This window comes from Pseudomonas muyukensis, from assembly GCF_019139535.1.
Classification (GTDB): Bacteria; Pseudomonadota; Gammaproteobacteria; order Pseudomonadales; family Pseudomonadaceae; genus Aquipseudomonas; species Aquipseudomonas muyukensis.
In genome coordinates this window covers 5,312,338-5,337,306 of sequence record NZ_CP077073.1, presented here as the reverse complement: position 1 = coordinate 5,337,306, position 24,969 = coordinate 5,312,338, and the positions used below count along the sequence as shown (strand labels likewise).

20 protein-coding genes and 2 pseudogenes are annotated in these 24,969 nt (G+C 65.5%); 16 read left to right on the top strand and 6 right to left on the bottom strand.

The features are described from left to right. Positions 1-36 precede the first annotated feature (36 nt). Complete coding sequence (locus KSS95_RS23650; RefSeq protein WP_217850202.1) at positions 37-1,002, bottom strand: 2-hydroxyacid dehydrogenase; 966 nt, start codon at positions 1,000-1,002, stop codon at positions 37-39. Between the two features lie 187 nt (positions 1,003-1,189). Here KSS95_RS23650 and KSS95_RS23645 point away from each other — a divergent pair, with 187 nt between their 5' ends. From KSS95_RS23645 to KSS95_RS23600, 10 genes are all read left to right on the top strand, one after another. Further along, positions 1,190-2,872: a fatty acid--CoA ligase gene (locus KSS95_RS23645; protein ID WP_217850201.1), complete on the top strand. Its 1,683-nt coding sequence runs from the start codon at positions 1,190-1,192 to the stop codon at positions 2,870-2,872. A gap of 331 nt (positions 2,873-3,203) precedes the next feature. After that, positions 3,204-5,129, top strand: coding sequence for a DUF1302 domain-containing protein (locus tag KSS95_RS23640; protein ID WP_217850199.1), 1,926 nt, complete (start codon positions 3,204-3,206; stop codon positions 5,127-5,129). Between the two features lie 26 nt (positions 5,130-5,155). Further along, positions 5,156-6,520, top strand: a complete 1,365-nt coding sequence (locus KSS95_RS23635) for a DUF1329 domain-containing protein (RefSeq protein WP_217850197.1) — start codon at positions 5,156-5,158, stop codon at positions 6,518-6,520. A gap of 229 nt (positions 6,521-6,749) precedes the next feature. Continuing rightward, positions 6,750-9,467, top strand: coding sequence for a winged helix-turn-helix domain-containing protein (locus KSS95_RS23630; RefSeq protein WP_217850195.1), 2,718 nt, complete (start codon positions 6,750-6,752; stop codon positions 9,465-9,467). 150 nt (positions 9,468-9,617) lie between these two features. Continuing rightward, positions 9,618-11,225 carry a tetratricopeptide repeat-containing response regulator gene (locus tag KSS95_RS23625; RefSeq protein WP_217850194.1) on the top strand — a complete coding sequence of 536 codons (1,608 nt, stop codon included), beginning with the start codon at positions 9,618-9,620 and terminating at the stop codon, positions 11,223-11,225. Next, on the top strand, positions 11,222-11,914 hold the full coding sequence (locus KSS95_RS23620) for a sensor histidine kinase (protein WP_217850192.1): 693 nt from the start codon (positions 11,222-11,224) through the stop codon (positions 11,912-11,914). Before KSS95_RS23625 ends, KSS95_RS23620 begins: the two co-directional genes overlap by 4 nt. Positions 11,915-12,073: 159 nt before the next feature. Continuing rightward, the gene (locus KSS95_RS23615) at positions 12,074-12,352 is read left to right on the top strand and encodes an AbrB/MazE/SpoVT family DNA-binding domain-containing protein (RefSeq protein WP_217850188.1); all 279 of its coding nucleotides are present in this window, start codon (positions 12,074-12,076) and stop codon (positions 12,350-12,352) included. Further along, positions 12,349-12,696, top strand: a complete 348-nt coding sequence (locus tag KSS95_RS23610) for a type II toxin-antitoxin system ChpB family toxin (RefSeq protein ID WP_217850186.1) — start codon at positions 12,349-12,351, stop codon at positions 12,694-12,696. The genes KSS95_RS23615 and KSS95_RS23610 overlap by 4 nt, the downstream gene beginning before the upstream one ends. Before the next feature lie 14 nt (positions 12,697-12,710). Continuing rightward, a complete protein-coding gene (locus tag KSS95_RS23605) occupies positions 12,711-13,355 on the top strand; it encodes an MBL fold metallo-hydrolase (protein ID WP_217850185.1) in 645 nt (214 codons plus the stop codon). Between the two features lie 95 nt (positions 13,356-13,450). Next, on the top strand, positions 13,451-14,170 hold the full coding sequence (locus KSS95_RS23600; protein ID WP_134690053.1) for a YiaD family glycine zipper/OmpA-like lipoprotein: 720 nt from the start codon (positions 13,451-13,453) through the stop codon (positions 14,168-14,170). A 69-nt stretch (positions 14,171-14,239) separates the two neighbouring features. On the opposite strand, the gene pta is transcribed toward KSS95_RS23600, so the two are convergent. Together pta and KSS95_RS24720 are read right to left on the bottom strand one after the other, a co-directional pair. Beyond that, a complete protein-coding gene (pta, locus tag KSS95_RS23595; protein WP_217850178.1) occupies positions 14,240-16,330 on the bottom strand; it encodes a phosphate acetyltransferase in 2,091 nt (696 codons plus the stop codon). Between the two features lie 32 nt (positions 16,331-16,362). Continuing rightward, positions 16,363-16,696: pseudogene (locus KSS95_RS24720) on the bottom strand (DUF3565 domain-containing protein). Here KSS95_RS24720 and KSS95_RS23585 point away from each other — a divergent pair. From KSS95_RS23585 to KSS95_RS23575, 3 genes are all read left to right on the top strand, one after another. After that, positions 16,665-17,150: an FKBP-type peptidyl-prolyl cis-trans isomerase gene (locus KSS95_RS23585; protein ID WP_217850170.1), complete on the top strand. Its 486-nt coding sequence runs from the start codon at positions 16,665-16,667 to the stop codon at positions 17,148-17,150. The pseudogene KSS95_RS24720 and the gene KSS95_RS23585 overlap by 32 nt on opposite strands. Before the next feature lie 146 nt (positions 17,151-17,296). Next, positions 17,297-17,779, top strand: coding sequence for a glutathione peroxidase (locus KSS95_RS23580; RefSeq protein WP_217850168.1), 483 nt, complete (start codon positions 17,297-17,299; stop codon positions 17,777-17,779). Between the two features lie 144 nt (positions 17,780-17,923). After that, positions 17,924-19,027 (top strand): NADH:flavin oxidoreductase, encoded by a 1,104-nt coding sequence (locus KSS95_RS23575; protein WP_217850166.1) that lies wholly within the window; start codon positions 17,924-17,926, stop codon positions 19,025-19,027. Here the strand turns inward: KSS95_RS23575 and KSS95_RS23570 are convergent. Then, on the bottom strand, positions 18,996-20,204 hold the full coding sequence (locus KSS95_RS23570) for a glycosyltransferase family 4 protein (RefSeq protein WP_217850165.1): 1,209 nt from the start codon (positions 20,202-20,204) through the stop codon (positions 18,996-18,998). The genes KSS95_RS23575 and KSS95_RS23570 overlap by 32 nt on opposite strands. A 44-nt stretch (positions 20,205-20,248) precedes the next feature. On the opposite strand from KSS95_RS23570, the pseudogene KSS95_RS24965 reads away from it, so the two are divergent. Together KSS95_RS24965 and KSS95_RS24960 are read left to right on the top strand one after the other, a co-directional pair. Continuing rightward, positions 20,249-21,094 (top strand): annotated as a pseudogene (locus tag KSS95_RS24965) (PAS domain-containing protein); the annotation flags it as partial. A 162-nt stretch (positions 21,095-21,256) separates the two neighbouring features. Continuing rightward, complete coding sequence (locus KSS95_RS24960; RefSeq protein WP_373694315.1) at positions 21,257-21,688, top strand: methyl-accepting chemotaxis protein; 432 nt, start codon at positions 21,257-21,259, stop codon at positions 21,686-21,688. Between the two features lie 90 nt (positions 21,689-21,778). Here KSS95_RS24960 and cysZ read toward each other — a convergent pair whose 3' ends face one another. Continuing rightward, complete coding sequence (gene cysZ / locus KSS95_RS23560; protein WP_217850161.1) at positions 21,779-22,507, bottom strand: sulfate transporter CysZ; 729 nt, start codon at positions 22,505-22,507, stop codon at positions 21,779-21,781. Between the two features lie 328 nt (positions 22,508-22,835). On the opposite strand from cysZ, the gene trxB reads away from it, so the two are divergent. Then, on the top strand, positions 22,836-23,798 hold the full coding sequence (trxB, locus tag KSS95_RS23555) for a thioredoxin-disulfide reductase (protein ID WP_217850159.1): 963 nt from the start codon (positions 22,836-22,838) through the stop codon (positions 23,796-23,798). 88 nt (positions 23,799-23,886) lie between these two features. Here the strand turns inward: trxB and nadC are convergent, their stop codons facing one another. Further along, a complete protein-coding gene (nadC, locus tag KSS95_RS23550) occupies positions 23,887-24,735 on the bottom strand; it encodes a carboxylating nicotinate-nucleotide diphosphorylase (protein ID WP_217850158.1) in 849 nt (282 codons plus the stop codon). Between the last annotated feature and the right edge of the window lie 234 nt (positions 24,736-24,969).

Here is a 24,969-nt window from a genome sequence, read left to right as displayed (position 1 = left end):
AAAAAAGTGGCGCAGTGTAGCAGAGCCGCCGCGGCGTCAGCCGACCACTCGCCGTGCCTGGCCGGCGAAGTACGCCTGGGCGTTCTCGGCGAGCTGGCCGACGATGCGCTGGCGCGACTCCACCGCGCCCCAGGCGCTGTGCGGGGTGATGATCAGGCGCGGGATGTCCGCCGCCAGCAAGGGGTTGCCATTGACCGGTGGCTCGACGCTGAGCACGTCGCTGGCCGCGCCGCCCAGGTGCCCTGCGCGCAGCGCATCGGCCAGGGCCTGCTCGTCGATCAGCCCGCCGCGGGCAGTGTTGACCACCAGCGCGCCGGGTTTGAGCAGCGCCAGCTCGCGAGCGCCGATCATGTGCCGGGTCTGTTCGTTGAGCGGGCAATGCAGGGTCAGCGCATCGACCTGCGGCAGCAGCTCGTCCAGCGGCAGGCGCCCGGCGCGCGGCGGCCGCCCCGGGATCTGCCCGCTGAGCACGCGCATGCCGAACGCTTCGGCCAGGCGCGCCACCGCGCCGCCAAGCTCGCCGTGGCCGAGCAGGCCGAGGGTCTTGCCCTGCAGCTCGACGATGGGGAAGTCCAGCAGGCAGAACTGGCTGGCCTTGGCCCAGTGCCCGGCGGCGACCGCCTGGTTGTAGTCACACAGCCGGGTGGCCAGGGCCAGCAGCAGCGCCAGGGTGTGCTGGGCCACCGAGGGGGTGCCGTAGCCCTGGCAGTTGCACACGGTGATGCCCTGGGCGCGGGCGGCGGCCAGGTCGACGTTGTTGGTGCCGGTGGCGGCCACCAGGATCAGCTCGAGCTGCGGGTTGGCGGCCAGGGTGGTGGCGTCGAGCATCACCTTGTTGCTGATGACCGCCGTTGCGCCTTGCAGGCGTGCGGCGACCTGCTGCGCCGTGGTGGCGGCGTGCAGTCGCAATTCATCGAACTGGGCATGCAGCGGCGAAAGGTCGAGGTCACCCAGGTCCAGGGACTGGTGATCGAGGAACACGGCGCGACGTGGGCTGGGCATCAGGGGCTCCGGTGATTGGACGGCAAGCTGTGGTCGCAGTGTCTGGTCGCTTGGCGCCCTTCGTCAATGTCGTGGCACTCATACCTCGAGGGGCGCAAATCATTCCTTCGGCTGATTTGACCGGTGCGTCACCGATCTACAGTAAGTGCCTGAAAAGTCCTGCCCGCTTTGACGAAAAGGGATACCCATGTTGCAGACGCGCATCATCAAGCCCGCCGAGGGCGCCTACCAGTACCCGCTGCTGATCAAACGCCTGCTGATGTCCGGCAGCCGCTACGAGAAGACCCGCGAGATCGTCTACCGCGACCAGATCCGCCTGACCTACCCGCAGTTGAACGAGCGCATCGCCCGCCTGGCCAACGTATTGACCGCCGCGGGGGTGAAGGCCGGTGACACCGTGGCGGTGATGGACTGGGACAGCCACCGTTACCTGGAGTGCATGTTCGCCATTCCGATGATCGGCGCAGTGGTGCACACCATCAACGTGCGCCTGTCGCCCGAGCAGATCCTCTACACCATGAACCACGCCGAAGACCGCTTCGTGCTGGTCAACAGTGATTTCATCGGTCTCTACCAAGCCATCGCCGGCCAGTTGACCACGGTCGACAAGACCCTGCTGCTGACCGACGGCCCGGACAAATCCGCCGACCTGCCGAACCTGGTGGGCGAGTACGAGCAGCTGCTGGCCGCCGCCAGCCCGCGCTACGATTTCCCCGACTTCGATGAAAACTCGGTGGCCACCACCTTCTACACCACCGGCACCACCGGAAACCCCAAGGGGGTCTACTTCACCCATCGCCAACTGGTGCTGCACACCCTGGCCGAAACATCGGTACTGGGCAGCCTGGACAGCGTGAGGCTGCTGAGCAGCAACGACGTCTACATGCCGATCACGCCGATGTTCCACGTGCACGCCTGGGGCATCCCCTACGCGGCGACCATGATGGGGATCAAGCAGGTCTATCCGGGGCGCTACGAGCCGGACATGCTGATCAGGCTGTGGCGCGAGGAAAAGGTCACCTTCTCCCACTGCGTGCCGACCATCCTGCAGATGCTGCTCAATTGCCCGTCGGCGGCCGGCCAGGATTTCGGTGGCTGGAAGATCATCATCGGTGGCAGCGCGCTCAATCGCGCCTTGTACCAGGCAGCGCTGGCCCGGGGCATCCAGCTCACCGCCGCCTACGGCATGTCGGAAACCTGCCCGCTGATCAGTGCCGCGCACCTCAACGACGAACTACAGGCGGGCAGCGAGGACGAGCGCACCAGCTACCGGATCAAGGCCGGCGTGCCGGTGCCACTGGTCGAGGCCGCCATCGTCGACGGCAATGGCAACTTCCTCCCCGCCGATGGCGAAACCCAGGGCGAGCTGGTGCTGCGCGCGCCCTGGCTGACCATGGGCTACTTCCGCGAGCCGCAGAAGGGCGAGGAACTCTGGCAGGGCGGCTGGTTGCACACCGGTGACGTCGCCACCCTCGACGGCATGGGCTACATCGACATCCGCGATCGCATCAAGGACGTGATCAAGACCGGCGGTGAGTGGGTTTCCTCGCTCGACCTCGAGGACCTGGTCAGCCGCCACCCGGCGGTGCGCGAAGTGGCGGTGGTCGGCGTGCCCGACCCGCAATGGGGCGAGCGGCCCTTCGCCCTGCTGGTGGCGCGCGACGGCATGAGCATCGATGCCCGGGCACTCAAGGAACACCTCAAGCCTTTCGTCGAGCAGGGCCATATCAACAAGTGGGCGATTCCCAGCCAGATCGCCCTTGTTACTGAAATTCCCAAGACCAGTGTCGGCAAACTCGACAAGAAGCGCATCCGCCTGGATATCAGCCAGTGGCAAGCCAGTAACAGTGCGTTCCTTTCCACCCTGTAACCGTTGCGCGGGTCGTGCCTCTTTGGGTGCGACCCGCAGGCTAGAGGGGACGGTGCCTTGTCAAACGATGAAATTGAGCCATGCTTGAGCACTGCTGGCACACAGGGCGGCCATTCGTGGTGGGCCACCCGCAGGGGGTGCAAATCACACTTTAGAGGGATCAAGCACCTGTGGGCGCTGGCTATAGTCGGGTCAGGGGATTTTCAGGAATGGGGGAGGGCACCGCGCACCTTGTGCGTGGCGCCTTGGGCAAGAGCCTGCTTGGCCAGGCGCTCGAGCCGTTTCTGAAAGGACTCACTGCCATAACAAAAAAGTACATGGAGTAGCGTCGATGACATCTGCAAACCCGTTCTGGCGCCGGGCACGTCTGCCCCTGGCCGTCAGCCTCGCTTCTACGCTCGCAAGTCCTGCTTTCGCTGTCAGCTTCAACATCGGGGAAATCGAAGGCCAGTTCGACTCGTCGCTCTCCATCGGCGCCAGCTGGTCGACGGCCAACCCCAACAAGAACCTCATCGGGGCCAACAACGGCGGCAGGGGGTTGTCGCAGACCTCCGACGACGGTCACCTGAACTTCAAGAAGGGCGAGACCTTCTCGAAGATCTTCAAGGGTATCCACGACCTCGAGCTCAAGTACGGCGACACCGGCGTGTTCGTCCGCGGCAAGTACTGGTATGACTTCGAACTCAAGGACGAAGGCCGCGAGTTCAAGGACATCAGCGACTCCAACCGCAAGGAGGGCGCGAAGTCCTCGGGCGCCCAGATCCTCGACGCCTTCGTCTATCACAACTACTCCATCGCCGATCTGCCAGGCACCGTGCGCTTCGGCAAGCAGGTGGTGAGCTGGGGCGAAAGTACCTTCATCGGTGGCGGCATCAACTCCATCAACCCCATCGATGTCTCGGCATTCCGTCGCCCGGGCGCGGAGATCAAGGAAGGCCTGATCCCCGTCAACATGTTCTACCTGTCGCAGAGCCTGACCGACAACCTGACCGCCGAAGGCTTCTACCAGATCGAGTGGGACCAGACCGTCGTCGACAACTGCGGCACCTTCTTCTCGCAGCCAGACGTGATCGCCGATGGTTGCGACAACAACCTGGCAGTACTGGCCAAGCAGTCGGCCGTGGCCGGGCGCCTGGGGGCCCTGGCCGGGCCGACCATGCGCGCCTTGCAGGGACAGGGCGTCAGCTGGGGCTCGCCGGATGAAGGCGTGATCGTGCGTCGTGGCCCGGACCGTGACGCCCGCGACAGCGGCCAGTTCGGCTTGGCACTGCGCTACATGTACGAACCGCTTAACACCGAGTTCGGCGGTTACTTCATGAACTACCACAGCCGTGCACCGATCTTCAGTGGTCGTGGTGCGGGGTCGCGCTTCTACAACCCAGCCAACCTGGCTGGCGCGCTGGTCCGTGCCGGGGTGCCGGCCGGCGCCGCCACCAACCCGGCCCTGCTGCAGCAACTCATGCCCCTGTATGTGGCCGGTAACTCCAGCTACTACGTCGAGTACCCGGAAGACATTCGCCTGTACGGCCTGAGCTTCTCCACCACCCTGCCCACCGGCACGGCCTGGAGCGGCGAAATCAGCTATCGGCCGAACGCCCCGGTGCAGTTGAACACCACCGATATCCTCTATTCGGGCCTGACCCCGCTCGACCCCAATGCCTCGGTGCTCAAGGGCGTGCCGGACACCGACCAGCCGGGCTATCGCCGCAAGGAAATCACCCAGTTGCAAACCACGTTCACCCACTTCTTCGACCAGGTCATGGGCGCCGAGCGCCTGACCATGGTCGGCGAGGTCGGCTGGACCCACGTGGGCGGCCTGGAAAGCACCTCCAAGATGCGCTACGGCCGTGACCCGGTCTATGGGCCTGGCCCGCTGCCTGGCGGTCGTTGCCAGAGCCTCAACGCCACCACGCTGGCCGGCGCCCCGCAGAACAACCTTTCGCGCTACTGCGAAAACGACGGTTTCACCACCTCCGACTCCTGGGGTTATCGCGTACGCGCCATCTGGGACTACAACAACGTCTTCGCCGGCGTGAACCTGCGCCCAAGCGTGGCCTGGTCCCATGACGTCGACGGTTACTCGCCGGGCCCCGGCGGCAACTTCGAGGAAGGCCGCAAGGCGGTCAGCCTGGGCCTGGACGCCGAGTACCAGAACACCTACACGGCGAGCCTGTCGTACACCAACTTCTTCGATGGCAAGTACACCACCGTGGATGATCGCGACTTCGTCGCCCTCAGCTTCGGTGTGAACTTCTAAGCACTTTGATCCAGGACGACAACAGAATGAAAATGACCACACGTCTGCTGCAGGCCGGTGTACTGGGCATGTCCCTGCTGGCGACCAGCGTCATGGCTGCGGTTTCCGCCGACCAGGCGGCCAAGCTGGGCGCGTCGCTCACGCCGATGGGCGCGGAGAAGGCCGGTAACGCCGATGGCTCGATCGGCCCGTGGGAGCCGCTGTCCAAGAGCGCCGGCAGCGCTGACAGCAAGGGCTTCCTGGCGGACCCTTATGGCACTGAGAAGCCGCTGTTCACCATCACCGCGCAGAACGCCGAGCAGTACAAGGACAAGCTCTCGCCTGGCCAGCTGGCCATGCTCAAGCGCTACCCGGACAGCTACAAGCTCCCGGTGTACAAGACCCACCGCGGCGCCACCGCGCCGGACGAGGTGTTCGCCGCGATCAAGGAAAACGCCACCAAGACCACCCTGGTCGCCGGCGGCAACGGCCTGGAGAACTTCCGCACCGCCATTCCGTTCCCGATTCCCAAGGACGGCCTGGAAGTGATCTGGAACCACATCACCCGCTACCGCGGCGGCAGCGTGACCCGCCTGGTCACCCAGGCCACCCCGCAGCAGAATGGCTCCTACAGCCTGGTGTACTTCCAGGACCAGTTCGTCTTCCGCGACAAGATGAAGGACTACGACCCGGCCAACCCCGGCAACATCCTGTTCTACTTCAAGCAGGAAGTGACCGCGCCGGCGCGCCTGGCAGGCACCGTGCTGCTGGTCCACGAGACCCTCGACCAGGTCAAGGAACCGCGCAAGGCCTGGATCTACAACGCCGGCCAGCGTCGTGTACGCCAGGCGCCGCAGGTGTCCTATGACGGCCCGGGTACCGCTGCCGACGGCCTGCGTACTTCCGACAACCTGGACATGTACAACGGTGCGCCGGACCGCTATGACTGGAAGCTCGAAGGCAAGAAGGAGATGTACATCGCCTCCAACGCCTACAAGCTGGATGATCCGAAGCTCAAGTACGCCGACATCATCAAGGCCGGGCACATCAACCAGGACCTGGCGCGTTACGAGCTGCGCCGCGTGTGGCATGTGGTCGCGACCCTGAAGCCAGGCCAGCGGCACATCTATGCCAAGCGTGACTTCTATATCGACGAGGACACCTGGCAGGCTGCGGTCATCGACCAGTACGACGGTCGCAACCAGCTGTGGCGGGTATCGGAAGCCCACGCCCAGCCGTACTACAACGTGCAGGTACCGTGGTACACCCTGGAAGCCATCTACGACCTGCAATCGGGCCGTTACCTGGCACTGGGCATGAAGAACGAAGAGAAGAGCGCGTACAACTTCGGCTTCAGCGCCAGCAAGGCCGACTTCCAGCCGGCGGCCCTGCGCCAGGCAGGTGTGCGATGAACTGATCGCTGTTCACTCCGTGTGATCCCCCAGAACGCCCCGGCTTGCCGGGGCGTTTCTGTTCCCGCGCCCTCGGCAGGCATCCTTGGCACGCATCCTTGGCGTTGTTTCGTTTTGTTGTAGTCTTTTTGGGCCAAAGGCCCAGCATCATCTTCAAATGCGCGGCGTTTGCCGCTAGTCTCGCAACCATCCGCACCCGCCGCATTACTCCAATCAGAACGAGCCGGCCATGACAGACTTGTCCCGTACGCATGGAGTCGCCAGCCAGGCCCTGGGCCTGCTGGACGGGCGTTTCTTCCGCCCGCCCCTGCCGGAGGCGCATGTGCCCCGCGCACGCCTGTGCCAGCGCTTGCAAAGCGGCCTGGCGGGGCGCCTGTTGCTGGTGAACGCCCCGGCCGGGTTTGGCAAGAGCTCGCTGGCCATCGAGTTCTGCCAGGCGCTGCCCAGCCACTGGCGCAGTTTGTGGCTGGGCCTGAGCCTGCGCGATGCCGACCCGGGGCGTTTCCTCGAGCGGCTGCTCGAGGGCCTGCAACAGTTCTGCCCGGCCCTCGGCGGGCAGGCCCTGGGCCTATTGAAGATGCGCCAGCGCCATCAACCGTTCGCCTTCGAAGAGTGGCTCGACGGCCTGCTCGATGAGCTGGCGCTCTACCTGCAACCCGACACGCCGTTGCTGCTGGTGCTGGACGACTACCACCTGGCCCAGGGGCCGGTACTCGACCGCTGCCTGCAATTTTTTCTCAACCACCTGCCGCCTGGGCTGGTGCTGCTGGTCACCAGCCGTCAGCGCCCCGACTGGCACCTGGCGCGCCTGCGCCTGTCGCGGCAACTGGTCGAACTCAACGAGCAGGACTTGCGCCTGACCCCGGACGAAGCGCTGGCGGTGATCGGCCGCCAGCCCACCGGTTTGCGCGGCCAGGCCCTCGACAACCTGATCCAGCGCAGTGACGGCTGGGTGGCTGGCCTGCGCTTCTGGCAACTGGCCGCCAGCGAGTCGGGTGACGACCATGCCTTGCCCCAGGCCTTGCACGGGGGCGAGGGGCTGATCCGCGATTATTTGCTCGAAGAAGTGATCGAGATCCTGCCCGCGGCGGTCCAGGCCTTCCTCTACGACACCGCCTGCCAGGAGCGCTTCTGCGCCGAGCTGTGCGATGCCCTGCGCGAGCGGCACGACAGCGCCGAGGTACTGCGCTACCTGCAGGCCCACCAGGTGTTCCTGGTGCCGCTCGACGAGCATGGCACCTGGTTCCGCTATCACCATCTGTTCTCCGACCTGCTGCGCAGCCGCCAGGCCAGCGAGCCGCTCGCCGGGCTGCATCTGCGCGCCTGTCGCTGGTTCGAGGGCCAGGGCCTGCTCGACGAGGCGGTGGAGCAGGCGCTGCGCGCCGGCCATCTGGATGTGGCGGCCGACCTGGTACAGAGCCTGTCGGAAGAGCAACTGCTGGCCGAACAGAACGTCGGCATGCTGCTGCGTTGGAAAATGGACCTGCCCGACAGCCTGCTGATCAGCACGCCACGGCTGATCGTGCTGTACAGCTGGGCGCTGGGCCTGGCCTGCCAGCTCGATGCCGCCGAGGAGCTGGCGGCCTACCTGAGCCGCTTCCTGCCGGCCCCTTCGGCCACCGCGCAGAAATCCATGCTGGCCCAGTGGCTGGCCCTGAGCGGGGTGATCGCCCGTGGCCGCGGTGATCGTGCACGCACCTTGGCCTATTGCGGCGAAGCGTTGCAAAGCTTGCCCTGCAAGCGCTATGGACAGCGCCTGGTGTGTCTGTCGACCTTGTCCAACCTGGCCATTGCCGATGGCGATTTCTGGCGCGCGCGGGGCTGGAACCGCGAGGCCCTCGAGCTGGCCCAGCGGGTCGGCAATCCGTTGTTCGAAGCGCTGGCCCACTATGACCGGGCCAGGGTGCTGCATGCCCGTGGCGAGGTCCTGCGGGCGCTGGAGGAGGTGCGTCAGGGCTTGCAGCGCTTGCAGGGGCTATCCGGGCAACGCCTGTACGCGGTGCGCGCCCGCCTCACCCTGTACGAAGGCTACCTGCTGGCTGCGCGGCTGCAGTCGGGGCCGGGGCGCACCCGGTTGCGGGCAGGCTTGAGCGAGGCGCGCAGTTGCCGAGACATCAGTGTGCTGATCGGGCACTGCGTGATCGCCTCGCTCGACGGCCGCGAGGGGCGCTTCGCCGAGGCGTTCGCCGAGCTGGCCGAGGCCGAGCGGCTGATGCACATCTGGGACGTGCCGCCGATCTTCTACCTGGCCATGATCACCCTGGTGAAGTGCGAGTTGTGGCTGGCCCAGGGCCGCACCGACCTGGCCGAGTCGTGGCTGACGCGTCTCGGCCAGACCTATGGCGGCGAGCAGCCTGCGGCTGCACCTGAGTTCCACCCCCTGTTACCGCTGCACATCGAATTGCAGCAGGCACTGTTGGAGCGGGTGCTGGAGCGCCCGCACGATGCCGAGGCGCGCCTTGGTGCCTTGGTCGAGCGGGGGCGGGCCAGCGGCGGCATGACCCTGGTGGTCAGTGCCTTGTGCCAGCTCATTCAGCTGGTGCTCGAGCAAGGCCGTGAAGCCGAGGCCGCGAAGCTGTTGACCCAGGCCTTGGAGGCTGCCCAGGGTGGCGCCCAGCAAGCGTTCCAGCGCCTGCTGGATGATCAGCCCCAGTGGCTGCGCGAGCAGTTGCTGGCCCGGGCACCCTGCGCCGTGCAGGGCGACTTGCTGGCGCGGCTGCCCGAGTCGGCGCCCAGCCTGCCGGTGATCGCCGAGGCCTTGAGCGGCCGTGAGCTGGCGGTGCTGGAACTGATTGCCCAAGGCTGCTCCAACCAGCAGATCAGCGAACAGCTGTTCATTTCGTTGCACACCGTCAAGACCCACGCCAGCCACATCAACAGCAAGCTGGGGGTCGAGCGCCGTACCCAGGCGGTGGCCCGGGCCAAAGCGCTCGGCCTGTTGGCTTGAAGGCACGCACGGCGATAAAATAGTGGCCTTGAGCCACTTCGTGGCCCTGGCGTGCCGCACTCATCTTTTCCGACCCGCTGCCGATACAGGTCTCGGCGGCATGTATCGCTTCGCGCCACTTTCCCTCTTCTTCCAGTACAGGTCGTGTTGATGCTGCAGTACGGGCAAAAAAGCTTTCTGATCGTCGACGACTACACCGACTTCCGTACGTCGACCCGCTCCATGCTCCGAGAGCTCGGCGTGCGCGATGTCGACACGGCCGACAGTGGCGAACAGGCGCTGCGCATGTGCGGGCAGAAGCGCTACGACTTCATCCTCCAGGACTTCCACCTGGGCGATGGCAAGAAGAACGGCCAGCAGGTGCTCGAAGACCTGATCATCGACAAGCTGATCAGCCATGAGTGCGTGTTCATCATGGTCACCGCCGAAAGCAGCCAGTCCATCGTGCTCAGCGCCATCGAGCACGAGCCCGATGCCTACCTGACCAAGCCCTTCAACCGGGTTGGGCTTGCCCAGCGCCTGGAGAAGCTGACCCAGCGCAAGACGCTGCTCAAGCCGATTCTCCAGGCCCTGGACCGCGGCCGCCCGGCCGAGGTGCTCGGTGCCTGTGCCGAGCTGTGCAAGAAGGACCCGCGTTTCGCGCCGCTGTGCCTGCGCTACCGGGCCGACGCCCTGCGCGATCTCAATCGCTTCGACGAACTGGAGAAGTTCCTCCAGAACATCCTCGCCAGCCGGCCGCAGCCCTGGGTGTACGCGGCGTTGGGCAGCCTGCTGCACAAGCGCGGGCAGAATGCCCAGGCGCAAGGTGTCTACGAGCAGGCGCTCAAAGCCTTCCCGATCATGCCCAACCTGTACGACGGCATGGCCGAAGTACTGGTGGCCCAGGGCGAGAGCAAGCGTGCCCAGCACATGCTCGAGGAGGCCGTGCGCCTGTCGCCGCTGGCCGTGCGCCGCCAGGCCGCGCTGGGTAAGCTGGCGCTGGACAACGCCGATTTCGAGAGCGCGTCCAAGGCCTACCGCCATGCGGTGAACCAGGGGCAGAGCTCGCGCTACAAGGATGCCGAAAGCAACCTGGGCCTGGTCCAGGCGCTGATGAACAAGAACGCCGGCAATGGCCTCGATGCCCGTACTCGGGTCGAGATCAATACCGTGCTCAGCGAAGTGGCCAAGGAAAACGTCGAGGACCAGGGCCTGCAAGTGCGCGCACGGTTGATGAAGGCGGCCAGCCTGCAGCAGGCCGGTGACCCGGACACCGCGGCGAAGCTGACCGAGCAGGCCATGCAGCGCCTGGAAAAGATGGACCAGTTCTTCTCGGTCGAGGCCGCGCTGACCGTGGCCAAGCAGTTGCAGCAACTGGGCCAGGACGCAGCGGGTACCTCGATTCTCAAGGGTTGCGTGGAAACCTACGGTGACGATCCCAAGGTCATGCAGAGCGTGGCCAAGCTCACCGACGACCCGGCCGTGCTCGGCGCCGTGACCGAGGCGGTCGACCTCAACCGCCAGGGCGTGCGCAGTTACCAGGGCGGCCAGCTCAACGAGGCGCTGGGGATGTTCCGCAAGGCGCTGTCGCTGCAACCGAAGAACATCAGTATCGCCCTGAACACCGCCCAGGCCTTGTTGCGCATCGGCGGTGAAACACCGCCGCCGACGCTGATGCAGGAGTGCCGCGACTGCTTGACCAGCGTGGCGGGCATCCCCAGCAGCGACAGCCGCTACGACCGCTACCGCAAACTGCACATCCGGGTATTTGGCGCATGAGCCAGGATAACCAGGGGCTGGATTTCTCCACGGTGATCGCCTCCACCGTGCATGACCTGAAGAACTCCCTGTCGGCGCTGACCCATGCCCACAGCCAGTGGCTGGCGCGCCTGCCCGAGGAACTGCGCGGCGGTACCGAGCAGGGCGTGGTGGAGCATGAACTCAGTCACCTGAATGGCATGCTCGTGCAGTTGCTGGGCCTGTACAAGCTGGGGGTCAACCAGCTGCCGATCTGCCCGGACTACCACGAACTGGACGATTTCATCGAAGCCCAGCTCGCCGCCCAGCAAGACGTGATCAAGCACCGCGACATCCTGGCCACCTGGCGCATCGAGACGCAAAGCCCGCTGGGCTTCTTCGACCGCGAACTGGTCGCCTCGGTGGTGGCCAATGTGCTGACCAATGCCATCCGTTATGCCGGTCATGCCCTGCTGATCAGCATCGAGGAAGAGGGCGAGCAACTGGTGATCAGCGTCAATGACGACGGCACCGGTTATCCACAGCGCATGCTCGAGCGCCAGCATGACTACGTGCAGGGTATCGATTCGCAGAGCGGCAGCACTGGCCTGGGCCTGTACTTCGCGGCGCGGATTGCCGCCTTGCATGAGCGCAACGGCGTGCGCGGGCGGATCGAGATTGCCAACGGCGGGGCGCTGGGGGGCGGGTTGTTCCGCTTGTATTTGCCTTGATGTCGGTGTTGTGCTTTGTCGCCAAACTGGGATCGCGTCCCAAGATCAAGTGAGGCGTTTCCCACTGGTATCAAGTGGTCTTTCTTGGGCGTTGGAGGCGTGGCAGTGTAGATACCTGGTCTCTACATTTCACTTGCTATCGCTGGGAGGGTTTCTACTATGTATCTACCGTGGGAGATACTTATGCAGATCAAGATTCAGCAGTGGGGAAACAGCGCCGCTATTCGAATTCCCTCCACAGTCCTCAAGCAGATGCGTCTTGAAGTGGGGGCGACCCTGAGTCTGGACACGGCTGGCGAAAGCATGGTGCTCAAGCCTGTCAGGGCGAAGCCCAAATACACGCTTGAAGAGCTGATGGCACAGTGTGATCTGAATGCACCAGAACCAGAGGACATGGCCGCCTGGAATAGCCTGTCTGCGGTTGGACGTGAAATGTGAGGCGTGCCCAGTTCGCCAGAGGGGACATCGTCAGGGTCAACCTGGATCCCACGGTCGGTCGTGAACAGCAGGGCGCAGCGCGACCTGCGCTGATCCTGACACCGACCACGTTCAACATTTGCGGGCTTGCGGTGATCGCGCCGATTTCTCAGGGCGGGGACTTTGCGCGGCACGCGGGTTTCGCGGTAACGCTCAGCGGTGCCGGTACCCAGACGCAGGGCGTCATGCTATGCAACCAGATACGTATCGTTGATCTGGAGGCGAGAAACGCCAAGCGTATCGAGTCTGTTCCCGAAGCGGTCGTCCAGGATGCGCTGGCCCGCGTTCAAACACTATTCGAGTAGTTGGTTATCCCTTCATGGCAAATCCTGCGACAGCGCTCATCCGCGAAACCTTCCCCGTCGGCCCGTTGCAGTGCAACTGCACCCTGATCGGCGACCCGCTGAGCAAGAAGGCCATCGTCGTCGACCCAGGCGGTGACGAGCAGAAGATCCTCGCCCGCCTGCAGCACCATGGCCTGACCCTGGTGAGCATCATCCACACCCATGCCCATTTCGATCACTTCCTCGCCTCGGGCAAGCTCAAGGCGCTGACCGGCGCCACGCTGCACCTGCACAAGGCCGACCAGCCGCTGTGGGACAACCTCGAGATGCAATGCCAGATGTTCGGCATGCCCTACACCCCGGTGCCGTCGCCGGACCGTTGGCTGGCCGACGACGAGGAACTGGCCTGCGGCTGCGGCGTGGCCCTGCACACGCCAGGGCATACCCCGGGCTCGATGAGTTTCTGGTTCGCCGAGCACAAGCTGCTGATCGCCGGCGACACCTTGTTCCGCCGTGGCGTCGGGCGTACCGATTTGTGGGGGGGCGATCAGCGGGCTATCGTTCGTTCCATCAAGGAGCGGCTGTACCGCCTGGATGAAGAGGCCATCGTGGTGACCGGCCATGGCCCGGACACCCGCCTCGGCGAGGAAATGCGCGAGAACCCGTTCGTGCGTGCCTGAGGTTTCATGGAATTTTTCCGCTGCGCTGTAATCCAAGGCTGGCATAGATCCGTATGTGATCCGTTGCACTAATGAATTTCAGTAGGAGCTTGTCCATGTTCACCATGCGTCGTCTGATTATCGTCGCTACCGCCGCCGCCCTGATGTCCGGTTGTGCCAGCCCCAACCCCTACGACAGCCAGGGCCAGGCGCAGGGCTCCACAGGGATGAGCAAGACCGCCAAGTACGGTGGCCTCGGTGCGCTGGCCGGCGCCATCGCCGGTGCCGCCATCGACCACAACAACCGTGGCAAGGGGGCGTTGATCGGCGCCGCTGCGGTAGGTGCCGCCGCGGCGGGTTATGGCTACTACGCCGACAAGCAGGAAGCCGAGCTGCGCGCGAAGATGGCCAACACCGGCGTCGAGGTGCAGCGCCAGGGCGACCAGATCAAGCTGATCATGCCGGGCAACATCACGTTCGCCACCGATTCGGCGAACATTTCCCCCAGCTTCTATGCACCGCTGAACAACCTGGCGGGTTCCTTCAAGCAGTTCAACCAGAACACCATCGAGGTGGTCGGCTTCACCGACAGCACCGGCAGCCGCCAGCACAACATGGACCTGTCCCAGCGCCGTGCCCAGGCGGTCAGCACCTATCTGACCTCCCAGGGGGTCGACCCGTCGCGGGTCAGCGTGCGTGGCATGGGCCCGGACCAACCGATCGCCAGCAACGCCGATGCCAATGGCCGTGCCCAGAACCGTCGGGTCGAAGTGAACCTCAAGCCGATCCCGGGTCAGCAGTATGACCAGCAGGGGACCGTGCAGCAGTACCCTTAAGTCGCCGGGCGGTAACCGATCGCGGGGCAAGTCGCAGCGGTGCGCCGATGCGCCTTGCCCCGCGATGCGTTAGCGCACGGTGCTGGCCTGAATGGCCGTCAGCGCAATGGTATGCACGATGTCGTCCACCTGCGCCCCGCGCGGCAGGTCGTTGACCGGCTTGCGCAGGCCTTGCAGCATCGGCCCGAGGCTGACGCAGTCGGCGCTGCGCTGCACCGCCTTGTGGGTGGTGTTGCCGGTGTTCAGGTCGGGGAACACGAACACCGTGGCGCGCCCGGCGACCGGGCTCGCTGGCGCCAACTGCCGGGCGATTTCCGGGTTGGCGGCGGCGTCGTACTGCAACGGCCCGTCGATCAACAGGTCGTGTTCGGCCTGTTGCGCCAGGCGCGTGGCCTCGCGGACCTTTTCCACTTCCTCGTCGCTGGCTGCCGAGTCGCTGGAATAGCTGAGCATCGCCACTCGTGCGGCGATGCCGAACGACTCGGCCGACTCCGCGCTCTGCCGGGCGATCTCGGCCAGTTCCGCGGCACTGGGGTGCGGGTTCATCACGCAGTCGCCGTAGACCAGCACCTGGTCGGGGAACAGCATGAAGAACACCGACGACACCAGGCTGCTGCCGGGGGCGGTCTTGATCAGTTGCAGGGCTGGGCGAATGGTGTTGGCGGTGGAGTGCACCAGGCCCGAGACCAGGCCATCGACCTCGCCCAGGGCGAGCATCATGGTGCCGATCACCACCGGGTCCTCCAGTTGCTGCTCGGCCATCGGCGCATTGAGGTTCTTGCTCTTGCGCAGGTCGACCATCGGCTCGACGTAGCGCCCGCGGATCAGCTCCGGGTCGAGCACTTCGAGGTCCGGCGGCAGGCTGATGCCCTGGGCCCGGGCCACCGCCTCGACTTCCTCGGGCTTGGCCAGCAGCACGCAGCGGGCGATGCCACGGGCCTGGCACAGGGCGGCGGCCTGTACCAGCAGCGGCTGCGCGCCCTCGGGCAGGACGATGCGCTTGTTGGCCTGCTGGGCGCGCTGGATCAGCTGGTAGCGGAACACCGCCGGCGACAGGCGCAATTCGCGCGGCGTGCCGCAGCGCTGGTGCAGCCAGGCGGTGTCCAGGTGGCTGGCGACGAAGTCGGTGATGAACTCGGCGCGTTCGCGGTCGTCCACCGGGATCTCGCGGTTCAGCGAATTGAGCTGGTTGGCCGTGTCGAACGAACCGGTGCTCACCGACAGGATCGGCAGGCCCGCTTGCAGGGCGCCACGGCACAGCTCGAGGATGCGCGGGTCGGGCTTGCTGTCGCTGGTCAGCAGCAGCCCGGCCAGGGGCACGCCGTTGATCGCCGCCATGCACACGGCGAGGATGATGTCGTCGCGATCGCCCGGGGTCACCACCAGGGTTCCGGAGGTCAGCAGCGGCACGGTGTTGGCCACGGTGCGCGCGCAGATGATGATCTTGTTCATGCGCCGCTGGTCGTAGTCACCGGCGTTGAGCACCTGGGCGCCGAGCAGCTCGGCCACGTCGCGGGTACGCGGGGCGTTGAGCTCGGCCTGCCAGGGAATGCAGCCGAGCAGGCGGAAGTCGTTGCCGCGCAGCAGCGGCGAATGCTCGCGCAGGCGGGTGGCGAACTCGGCCATGCTCTCCTCGGTGCGCACCTTGTTGAGGATCACCCCGAGCACCTTCGGGTCGCGCGGGCCGCCGAACAGCTGGGCCTGCAGCTCGACACGGCCGGACAGCTCGCTGAGCACTTCGTTTTCCGGCGCCGACACCAGGATCACCTCGGCGTCCAGGCTCTTGGCCAGGTGCAGGTTGACCCGCGCGGCATAGCTGGCGTGACGGGTCGGCACCATGCCCTCGACCACCACCACGTCCTTGCCGACGCAGGCTTGCTGGTACAGGCGGATGATCTGTTCGAGCAGTTCGTCGAGCTGGCCGTCACCGAGCATGCGCTCGACATGGGCCAGGCTCAGCGGGGTGGGCGGCTTGATGCCGTGGGTGCGGGCGACCAGTTCGCTGGAGCGTTCCGGGCCGGTGTCGCCGGGGTGTGGCTGGGCGATCGGCTTGAAGAAGCCGACCTTCAGCCCGGCGCGTTCGAGGGTACGAACCAGGCCCAGGCTGATGGAGGTCAGGCCGACGCCGAAGTCGGTCGGCGCGATGAAAAATGTCTGCATGCGTGCTTCTCGAAATAAGCGGTGCAAGGAATTCAACGGCCAAGGGTATCGCTAACCGTACCCTGAGCGCACCAGCCGCAGGCAAATGCCTGGCCGATGCGGCGCGCGCGCTGGTCGGCGTCGAGTACCCAGGGGCGGGCCTGCCAGGGCGGTTGATGGCGCAGGTGCTGGGTGTGCCCGCAGGACAGCTCGACCACCCAGTGACTTTCCTCGTCCTGATGGAAGCCGATGATCCGACTGATGGGCCGTGTATCGTCCGAGCCGCGTTCGCAATCACGCGATGCGTTGGTTACACTGGTGCGCTCTACATTCTTTTGCAAAAGGTCTCGCCCCCATGCTGATCGCCGCCAACAAGGCTGTCTCCATCGACTATACCCTCACCAACGACGCTGGTGAGGTCATCGACAGCTCCGCCGGTGGTGCGCCGCTGGTCTACCTGCACGGTGCCGCCAACATCATCCCGGGCCTGGAAAAAGCCCTGGAAGGCAAACAGGCCGGCGACGAGCTGACCGTGGCCATCGAGCCAGAAGACGCCTACGGCGAATACTCGGCCGAACTGGTCAGCACCCTGAGCAGCAAGATGTTCGAAGGCGTCGACCAACTGGAAGTCGGCATGCAGTTCCACGCTTCGGCGCCGGACGGCCAGATGCAGATCGTCACCATCCGCGACATCGACGGCGACGACGTGACCGTCGACGGCAACCACCCGCTGGCCGGCCAGCGCTTGAACTTCAAGGTCAAGGTTGTCGACGTGCGTGAGGCCAGCGAAGAAGAAATCGCTCACCGTCACATCCACGGTGAAGGTGGCCATCACCACTGATTTTCTGCGCTAAGCTCAGAGAGTCGCCAGGCGCTCGGGCAAGCCGGACTTGCCCTCCTCGGGAGGGTGGACGGTTTGGCCGCGCGCCTTTTTAGTGGGCGGGATTCGCCCCAGCGACACTTGGCAACCTGAGAGGGGATTTCATCATGAGTGCATTTCACGACCTGACGTTGAAGGCGCTGGACGGCCACGACCTGCCCCTTGCCCCGTTCAAGGGCCAGGTGGTGCTGGTGGTCAATGTCGCCTCCAAGTGTGGCCTGACGCCGCAATACGCATCGCTGGAAAAACTGCACCAGCAGTACAAGGGCCAGGGCTTCAACGTGCTCGGCCTGCCGTGCAACCAGTTCGCCGGCCAGGAACCGGGCAGCGACAAGGAAATCCAGGACTTCTGCAGCCTCAACTATGGGGTGAGCTTCCCATTGGGGGCCAAGCTCGAGGTCAATGGCCCGCAACGCCATTCGCTGTACCGCCTGCTGGCTGGCGAGGGCGCCGAGTTTCCGGGGGATATCACCTGGAACTTCGAGAAGTTCCTGGTGGGCAAGGACGGCCGGGTCCTGGCGCGCTTCGCACCGCGTACCGCCCCGGACGATCCGAGCGTGGTCCAGGCCATCGAGAAAGCCCTGGCTTGAACGCAGGCCTGCAGGCCGGCCCGGCGATGAGGCCGGCCGGTCCTCCCGCGATACCCGTCAATCACCCCAATCAATAATGCTGGGCCGGCTCCCGCGCTGCCCCTAAGCTCTGGCACATTTCCTCACCCGTGCCGGGAGCGCCGCATGTCCAGCAACCCTCTGTTCCAGCCCTTCACCCTGGGTAGCCTCGAGCTGCCGACCCGCGTGGTGATGGCGCCGATGACCCGTACCTTCTGCCCCGGCGGCGTGCCCCATGACGGCGTGGTCGAGTACTACCGCTGCCGTGCCGCTGCCGGTGTCGGGCTGATCGTCACCGAGGGCACCACGGTCGGCCACAAGGCCGCCAACGGCTACCCCAACGTGCCGCGCTTCCACGGTGAGGATGCCCTGGCCGGCTGGAAGCGGGTAGTCGATGCCGTGCACGCCGAGGGCGGGCGTATCGTGCCGCAGCTGTGGCATGTGGGCAGCGTCCGGCGCCTGGGCACCGAGCCCGATGGCAGCGTGCCGGGCCACGGCCCGAGCGGCAAGGAGAAGGACGGCAAGGTGCTGGTGCAGGGGATGAGCCACGCCGATATCCGCGAGGTTATCGAGGCTTTCGCCCAGGCCGCGCGCGACGCCCAGGCCATCGGCATGGACGGGGTGGAGATCCATGGCGCCCATGGCTACCTGATCGACCAGTTCTTCTGGGAGGCCAGCAATCGCCGCGACGATGAGTACGGCGGCGACCTGGCGTCGCGCTCGCGGTTCGCCATCGAGCTGATCCAGGCGGTGCGCGCCGCAGTGGGCCCGGACTTCCCGATCATCTTGCGCTTCTCGCAATGGAAGCAGCAGGACTACAACGCCCGCCTGGTGCACACCCCCGAAGCGCTGGCGGCATTTCTCCAGCCGCTGAGCGAGGCGGGTGTGGATATCTTCCACTGCTCCACCCGTCGCTTCTGGGAGCCGGAGTTCGAGGGCAGCACGCTGAACCTGGCCGGCTGGACCCGCCAGCTCACCGGCAAGCCGACCATTACCGTGGGCAGCGTCGGCCTGGACGGTGAGTTCCTGCAGTTCATGATCGACACCGACAAGGTGGCCAAGCCGGCCAGCCTGGAGGGGCTGCTGCGCCGCTTGCAGGATCAGGAGTTCGACCTGGTGGCCGTGGGCCGCGCGTTGCTGGTGGATGCACAGTGGGCGCAAAAGGTGCGCGATGGCCGCGAGGCCGAGGTACTGCCATTCAGCCGCCAGGCGCTGACGACCCTGGCTTGATCAGCAGCGGCGCCGGCGTATCCGGCGCGTGTACGCCGCGGCAGGCACCGTGCAGGTAGCCCTCGAACTGTTCGATGATCGCCGGCCAGCCCTGGCGACTGGCGTGCTGGCGCGCATTCAGGCGCACCCGGCGCAGGGTCTCGTTTTCTTCCAGTAGCCAGCAGGCGGCGTCGATGAACGCGGCCTGGTCCCCGGGCATGGCCAGGGCCCCGCTGTGGCCGTGGCGGATATGCTGGGCGGCGGCGGCCTCGTCGTAGGCGACCACGGCCAGGCCCGAGGCCATGGCCTCGAGTACCACGTTGCCGAAGGTCTCGGTCAGGCTCGGGAACAGGAACAGGTCGCCACTGGCGTAGTGCTCGGCCAGTACCTCGCCCCGCTGCGCGCCACAGAACAGCGCATCGGGCAGTTGCTGCTCGAGCTGGGCGCGTGATGGGCCCTCCCCGACGATCACCAGGCGCAGGCGCTTGTGTGGATAACTTCGTTGCAGCGCCGCCATGCAGGGGCTCAGCAGCGCCAGGTTCTTTTCCGCCGCCAGGCGGCCGACGTGCAGCACGGCAATCTCGTCCGCGGCCAAGCCCCACTGTTCACGCAGGGCCTGGCTGCGCCGCGCCGGGTTGAACAGCGCCGCGTCGACGCCACGGGCCATCAGCCCGAGCCGTTCGAAACCCCGGCGTTCCAGCTCCAGGCGCTGGCTGGCGCTGGGCACCAGGGTGATCGCGGTGCGTCGGTGGAACCAGCGCAGGTAATGGGTCAGCAGCCGCGACAGCAGGCCTAGGCCGTATTGGCCGGAGTACTGCGGGAAATTGGTGTGAAAACCACTGACCACCGCCACCCCGAGGCGTCGGGCGGCGCGCAGGGCGCTCAGCCCCAACGGGCCCTCGGTGGCGATGTACAGCACATCCGGGCGCTGCCGGCGCCAGCGCCGCCACAGCTTGTGCATCGACACTTGGCCCCACTGCAGGCCAGGGTAGCCGGGCAGCGGCCAGCCGCGGCACAGCAGCAACTGCTCGGGGTCGCCCGGGCCGATGTCGCTGGCCTGGCGCGGGCGGACCAGCTGCACCTGGTGGCCGCGCTGGCGCAGCCCGTCGCTCAAGCGGCCAAGGGTGTTGGCCACGCCGTTGATCTCGGGTGGGAAGGTTTCGCTGACCAGGGTGATGCGCAAGGACGGTGTGCTCATGGGAAAAGTGTCCTGCGGCCATGTGACGCCCGTGTGACGGGGATATGACGCCTGATTTTCGGCACTTTCAGCTGTTTGAATATTTCCTTGCAAAGCACTCAAGAACTCAGCGCAGGCAGCCGATGCAATTGCATTCGACTACAGGAATACGCTCCGGGAGAGCGGCCATGTTCAACAGCAAACTGAAGCAAGAAATCCAGCAACTGCGCGAAGAATTGATGTCCATCGAGCAGGTCAAGAACAGCCTGGACAGCGAGATGCTGGTCCTCCAGCTCGACCCTCAGGGGCGCATCGAGTCGGTCAACGGCAACTTCGAGACCGAGATGCTCTACCGCGCCGAACAGCTGATCGGCCGCAATATCGAGGACATTGTCCCGCCCCATGTGAAGAAGCTCGACTTCTACCAGCGCATGAAGCAAGCCATTACCCGTGGCGAGCACCTCAACGGCGCTTTCCGCCTGTTGCGCGGCAACGGCGAGGAAGCCTGGCTGCGTTCGATCCTGCAGCCGGTGAAGAACAGCGAAGGGCGGATCAAGTATTTCTCCCTGCACTCCAGCGACCTGACCCGCACCATCGAGACCTCCCGCGAGCATGAGAGCCTGATCAAGGCCTTGATGCGCTCCACCGCGGTGATCGAGTTCAACCTCGACGGCCAGGTACTGACCGCCAACGATCGCTTCCTGCAGACCATGGGTTACACCCTGGAGCAGGTGCGCGGCAAATCCCACCGCATGTTCTGCGAGCCGGAAGAGGCCAACTCGGCGGGCTACCAGGCGTTCTGGGAAAAGCTGCGTCGTGGCGAGTTCGTCGCCGAGCGCTTCAAGCGCATCGACGCCCATGGCCGGGTGGTGTGGCTGGAGGCTTCGTACAACCCGATCATCGATGCCCACGACGTGCTCTACAAGGTGGTCAAGTTCGCCACGGTGATCACCGACCAGGTCAACCAGGAGCTGGCCGTGGCCCAGGCGGCGGACATCGCCTACAGCACTTCGCTGGAGACCGACAGCAGCGCGCGCAAGGCCACCGACGTGGTGACCCAGACCGTCGAGGTGATGCGTGGCCTGGAAGGGTCGATGCAGGACGCCGCCGACGGTATCCAGGCGCTGGACAAGCAGTCCAAGGTGATTGGCGCGATCATCAAGACCATCAGCGACATTGCCGGGCAGACCAACCTGCTGGCGCTCAATGCCGCCATCGAGGCGGCGCGGGCCGGTGAGCAGGGCCGGGGTTTCGCCGTGGTCGCCGACGAAGTGCGCCAGCTGGCCTCGCGCACCAGCAGCGCCACCGAGGAGATCGCCAAGGTGGTGCAGCAGAACGAGCAACTGGCCCAGGCGGCGGTGGACATCATCGACACTAGCAAGCGCCAGGCCGAGCAAGGGCTGGCCCTGGCCGCCGATACCGGCGGGGTGATCGTCGAGATCCAGGAAGGGGCGAAGAAGGTGGTGGATGCGGTGGGGCAGTTTTCCAGCCAGCTCAGCTCCTGACCTGACCAGGTAGGCGCCAGCTTGCTGGCGAACCGAAGCGACGCGGTGCATCCGGTTCGCCAGCAAGCTGGCGCCTACGGGTTGTGTGGGTCAGCCGCGCTCACGCACCCAGAACAGCGTGGCGCCTGCCACCGCCGCCGGCATCATCAACACGTTGACCCCCGGAATCATCAGCGCCAGGTAGGTGATCCCGCCAAAGCCCATCGACTGCCAGCGCTTGCTGCGCAGCCAGGCGAGCATGTCCTGCCAGCTCATCTTGTTGTTGTCCGCCGGGTAGTCGATGTACTGGATGGCCATCATCCAGATACCGAACACCAGCCACAGCGGTGCGGCGATCACGTTGACCACCGGGATGAACGACAGGATGAACAGGCCGATGGCCCGTGGCAGGAAATAGCCCAGCTTGCGCATTTCGCGGCTGAAGGTGCGCGGCACCATGGCCAGCAGTTCGGCCCAGCTGAACGGTGGGAAGGTGTCCTGGCCGCGCACCACCACCTCGACCTTCTCGGCCAGGAAACCGTTGAACGGCGCGGCGATGACGTTGGCCAGCAGGGTGAAGGTGAAGAACACCATCAGTACCACCAGCGCCACGAACAGCGGCCAGAGGATATAGGTGAGGAAGCTCAGCCAGTCGGGCAGGGTCGGCATCAGCGCATCGACCCACAGGCTGAACTGGTGCCCGGCGAAGTAGATCAGCCCGCCGAACAGCAGCAGGTTGACCGCCAGGGGCAGCAGCACGAACAGCCGCAGGCTGGGGCTCAGGACCAGTTTCAGGCCTTCGCGCAGGTACTGTGGGCCGGAAAGGGCAGGGGCTTGCATCGGAATGCTCCGCAAAAGGAAAACGCGCTGACCTTACCGAGTTTGGCGCGCCGACGAAAGGCGCCGGGCGTTGGCGAAACGGCCTGTAACAATGCGCCAGGACAATGTCTGTCGGTGGCCGCCGGGCATAGAGACTGTCTATAAGGTGGATTGTCGAAGGATATTTCCTTAATCTCTGCGGCCTCGCTACAGTGCGCTCATCTTTTTACGGTTTTGGGCCAACGCGTTGTAGCCTTCCCCAAGTGCTGCGTGGGTCCGTTTTAATTCCAGCTGGCGCAGCCGGTACCCCGATGCCGGCCCCGTGCGGCCCGCTCGACAGGAGTTCGACATGTCTGAAGTACGTCATTCGCGCGTCATCATTCTCGGTTCCGGCCCTGCCGGTTACAGCGCCGCGGTCTACGCCGCCCGCGCCAACCTCAAGCCGCTGCTGATCACCGGCATGCAGGCCGGCGGCCAGCTGACCACCACCACCGAAGTCGACAACTGGCCGGGCGACCCCCATGGCCTGACCGGCCCGGCCCTGATGCAGCGCATGCAAGAGCACGCCGAGCGTTTCGAGACCGAGATCGTCTTCGACCACATCAACGCCGTCGACCTGGCCAACAAGCCGTTCACCCTGCAGGGCGACAGCGGCACCTACACCTGCGACGCGCTGATCGTCGCCACCGGTGCCAGCGCCCGTTACCTGGGCCTGCCGTCGGAAGAAACCTTCATGGGCAAGGGCGTGTCGGCCTGTGCCACCTGCGACGGTTTCTTCTATCGCAACAAGCCGGTGGCCGTGGTCGGCGGCGGCAACACTGCGGTGGAAGAGGCACTGTACCTGGCCAACATCGCCAGCAAGGTGACCCTGGTGCACCGTCGCGATACCTTCCGCGCCGAGAAGATCCTCATCGACAAGCTGCACGCCCGTGTCGCCGAAGGCAAGATCGAGCTCAAGCTCAACGCCACCCTGGACGAAGTGCTGGGTGACAACATGGGCGTGACCGGTGCGCGCCTGAAGAACAACGACGGCAGCTTCGACGAGATCAAGGTCGACGGCGTGTTCATCGCCATTGGCCACACCCCGAACACCTCGCTGTTCGAAGGCCAGCTGACCCTCAAGGACGGCTACCTGGTGGTGGCTGGCGGCCGTGAAGGCAATGCCACCGCCACCAACGTCGAAGGCGTGTTCGCCGCCGGCGACGTGGCCGACCACGTCTACCGCCAGGCCATCACCTCGGCCGGCGCCGGTTGCATGGCAGCCCTGGACGTCGAGCGTTATCTGGACGGCCTGGCCAACGCCGCGTTCTAAGCGTTGCGTAGGGTTCGCCGGCAAGCCGGCGAACGGGGCGTACAAAAAAACCGGCTTTATGCCGGTTTTTTCATCTGCGCGATGTGCCTCACAGGCTCAGTCGCATCGACAGGTCCACCGCCTTCACATCCTTGGTCATCGCGCCGATGGAGATGTAGTCCACGCCGGTTTCGGCGATCACCCGCAGGGTGGTCTCGTTGACCCCGCCGCTGGCCTCGAGCTTGGCCTTGCCGGCGGTGATGCGCACCGCCTCGCGCATTTCATCCAGGCTCAGCTCGTCGAGCATGACGATATCGGCCCCGGCGGCCAGCGCCTGGCGCAGTTCATCCAGGCTTTCCACCTCGATTTCCACCGGCTTGCCGGGGGCGATGCGCTGCGCCGCGGTCACGGCCGCGGCCACGCCGCCGCTGGCGGCAATGTGGTTTTCCTTGATCAGGAAAGCGTCGTACAGGCCGATGCGGTGGTTGTGGCAGCCGCCGCAGGTGACCGCGTACTTCTGCGCCAGGCGCAGGCCCGGGAGGGTCTTGCGGGTGTCCAGCAGGCGCACCTGGGTGCCCTCGACCAGGTCGGCCAGAAAGCGCGCGCGGGTGGCCACGCCCGACAGCAGCTGCAGGAAGTTCAGCGCCGTGCGCTCGCCACTGAGCAGCGAGCGCGCCGGGCCTTCGAGGTGGAACAGCGCCTGGTTGGCCGTGGCCCGCTCGCCGTCCGCCACCTGCCAGTGCACCGCCACGCGCGGGTCGAGCTGGCGGAACACCGCATCCACCCAGGCCGTGCCGGCGATCACGCAGTCCTCGCGGGTGATGATGGTCGCCTTGGCCAGGCGCTCGGCCGGAATCAGCTGGGCGGTGATGTCGCCGCTGCCGATGTCTTCGAGCAACGCGCGGCGCACGTTGGCTTCGATTTCGGCGGTCAGGTCGGCGAGGCGTAGGTTCGGCATGGTCGGCTCCACAAGCTAGGTGCCGGCGATTATAGGGCAGGGGGGCGGCGTGTGCAGCTGCCGCGCCGATGACCTTTGGTCGGGGCGGGTGAGCATTTGGCCGATTGCAGGGTCAGTTGGGTGCATAAGAATGCGCGCTAGCAGCTGTCAGCGTTTTCCCTGATAATGGCGCCTTGTATTTGGCGTCATAGCTTTGACGATTTTCCGCCGGTGGCACAACGCAACATCCAGCAA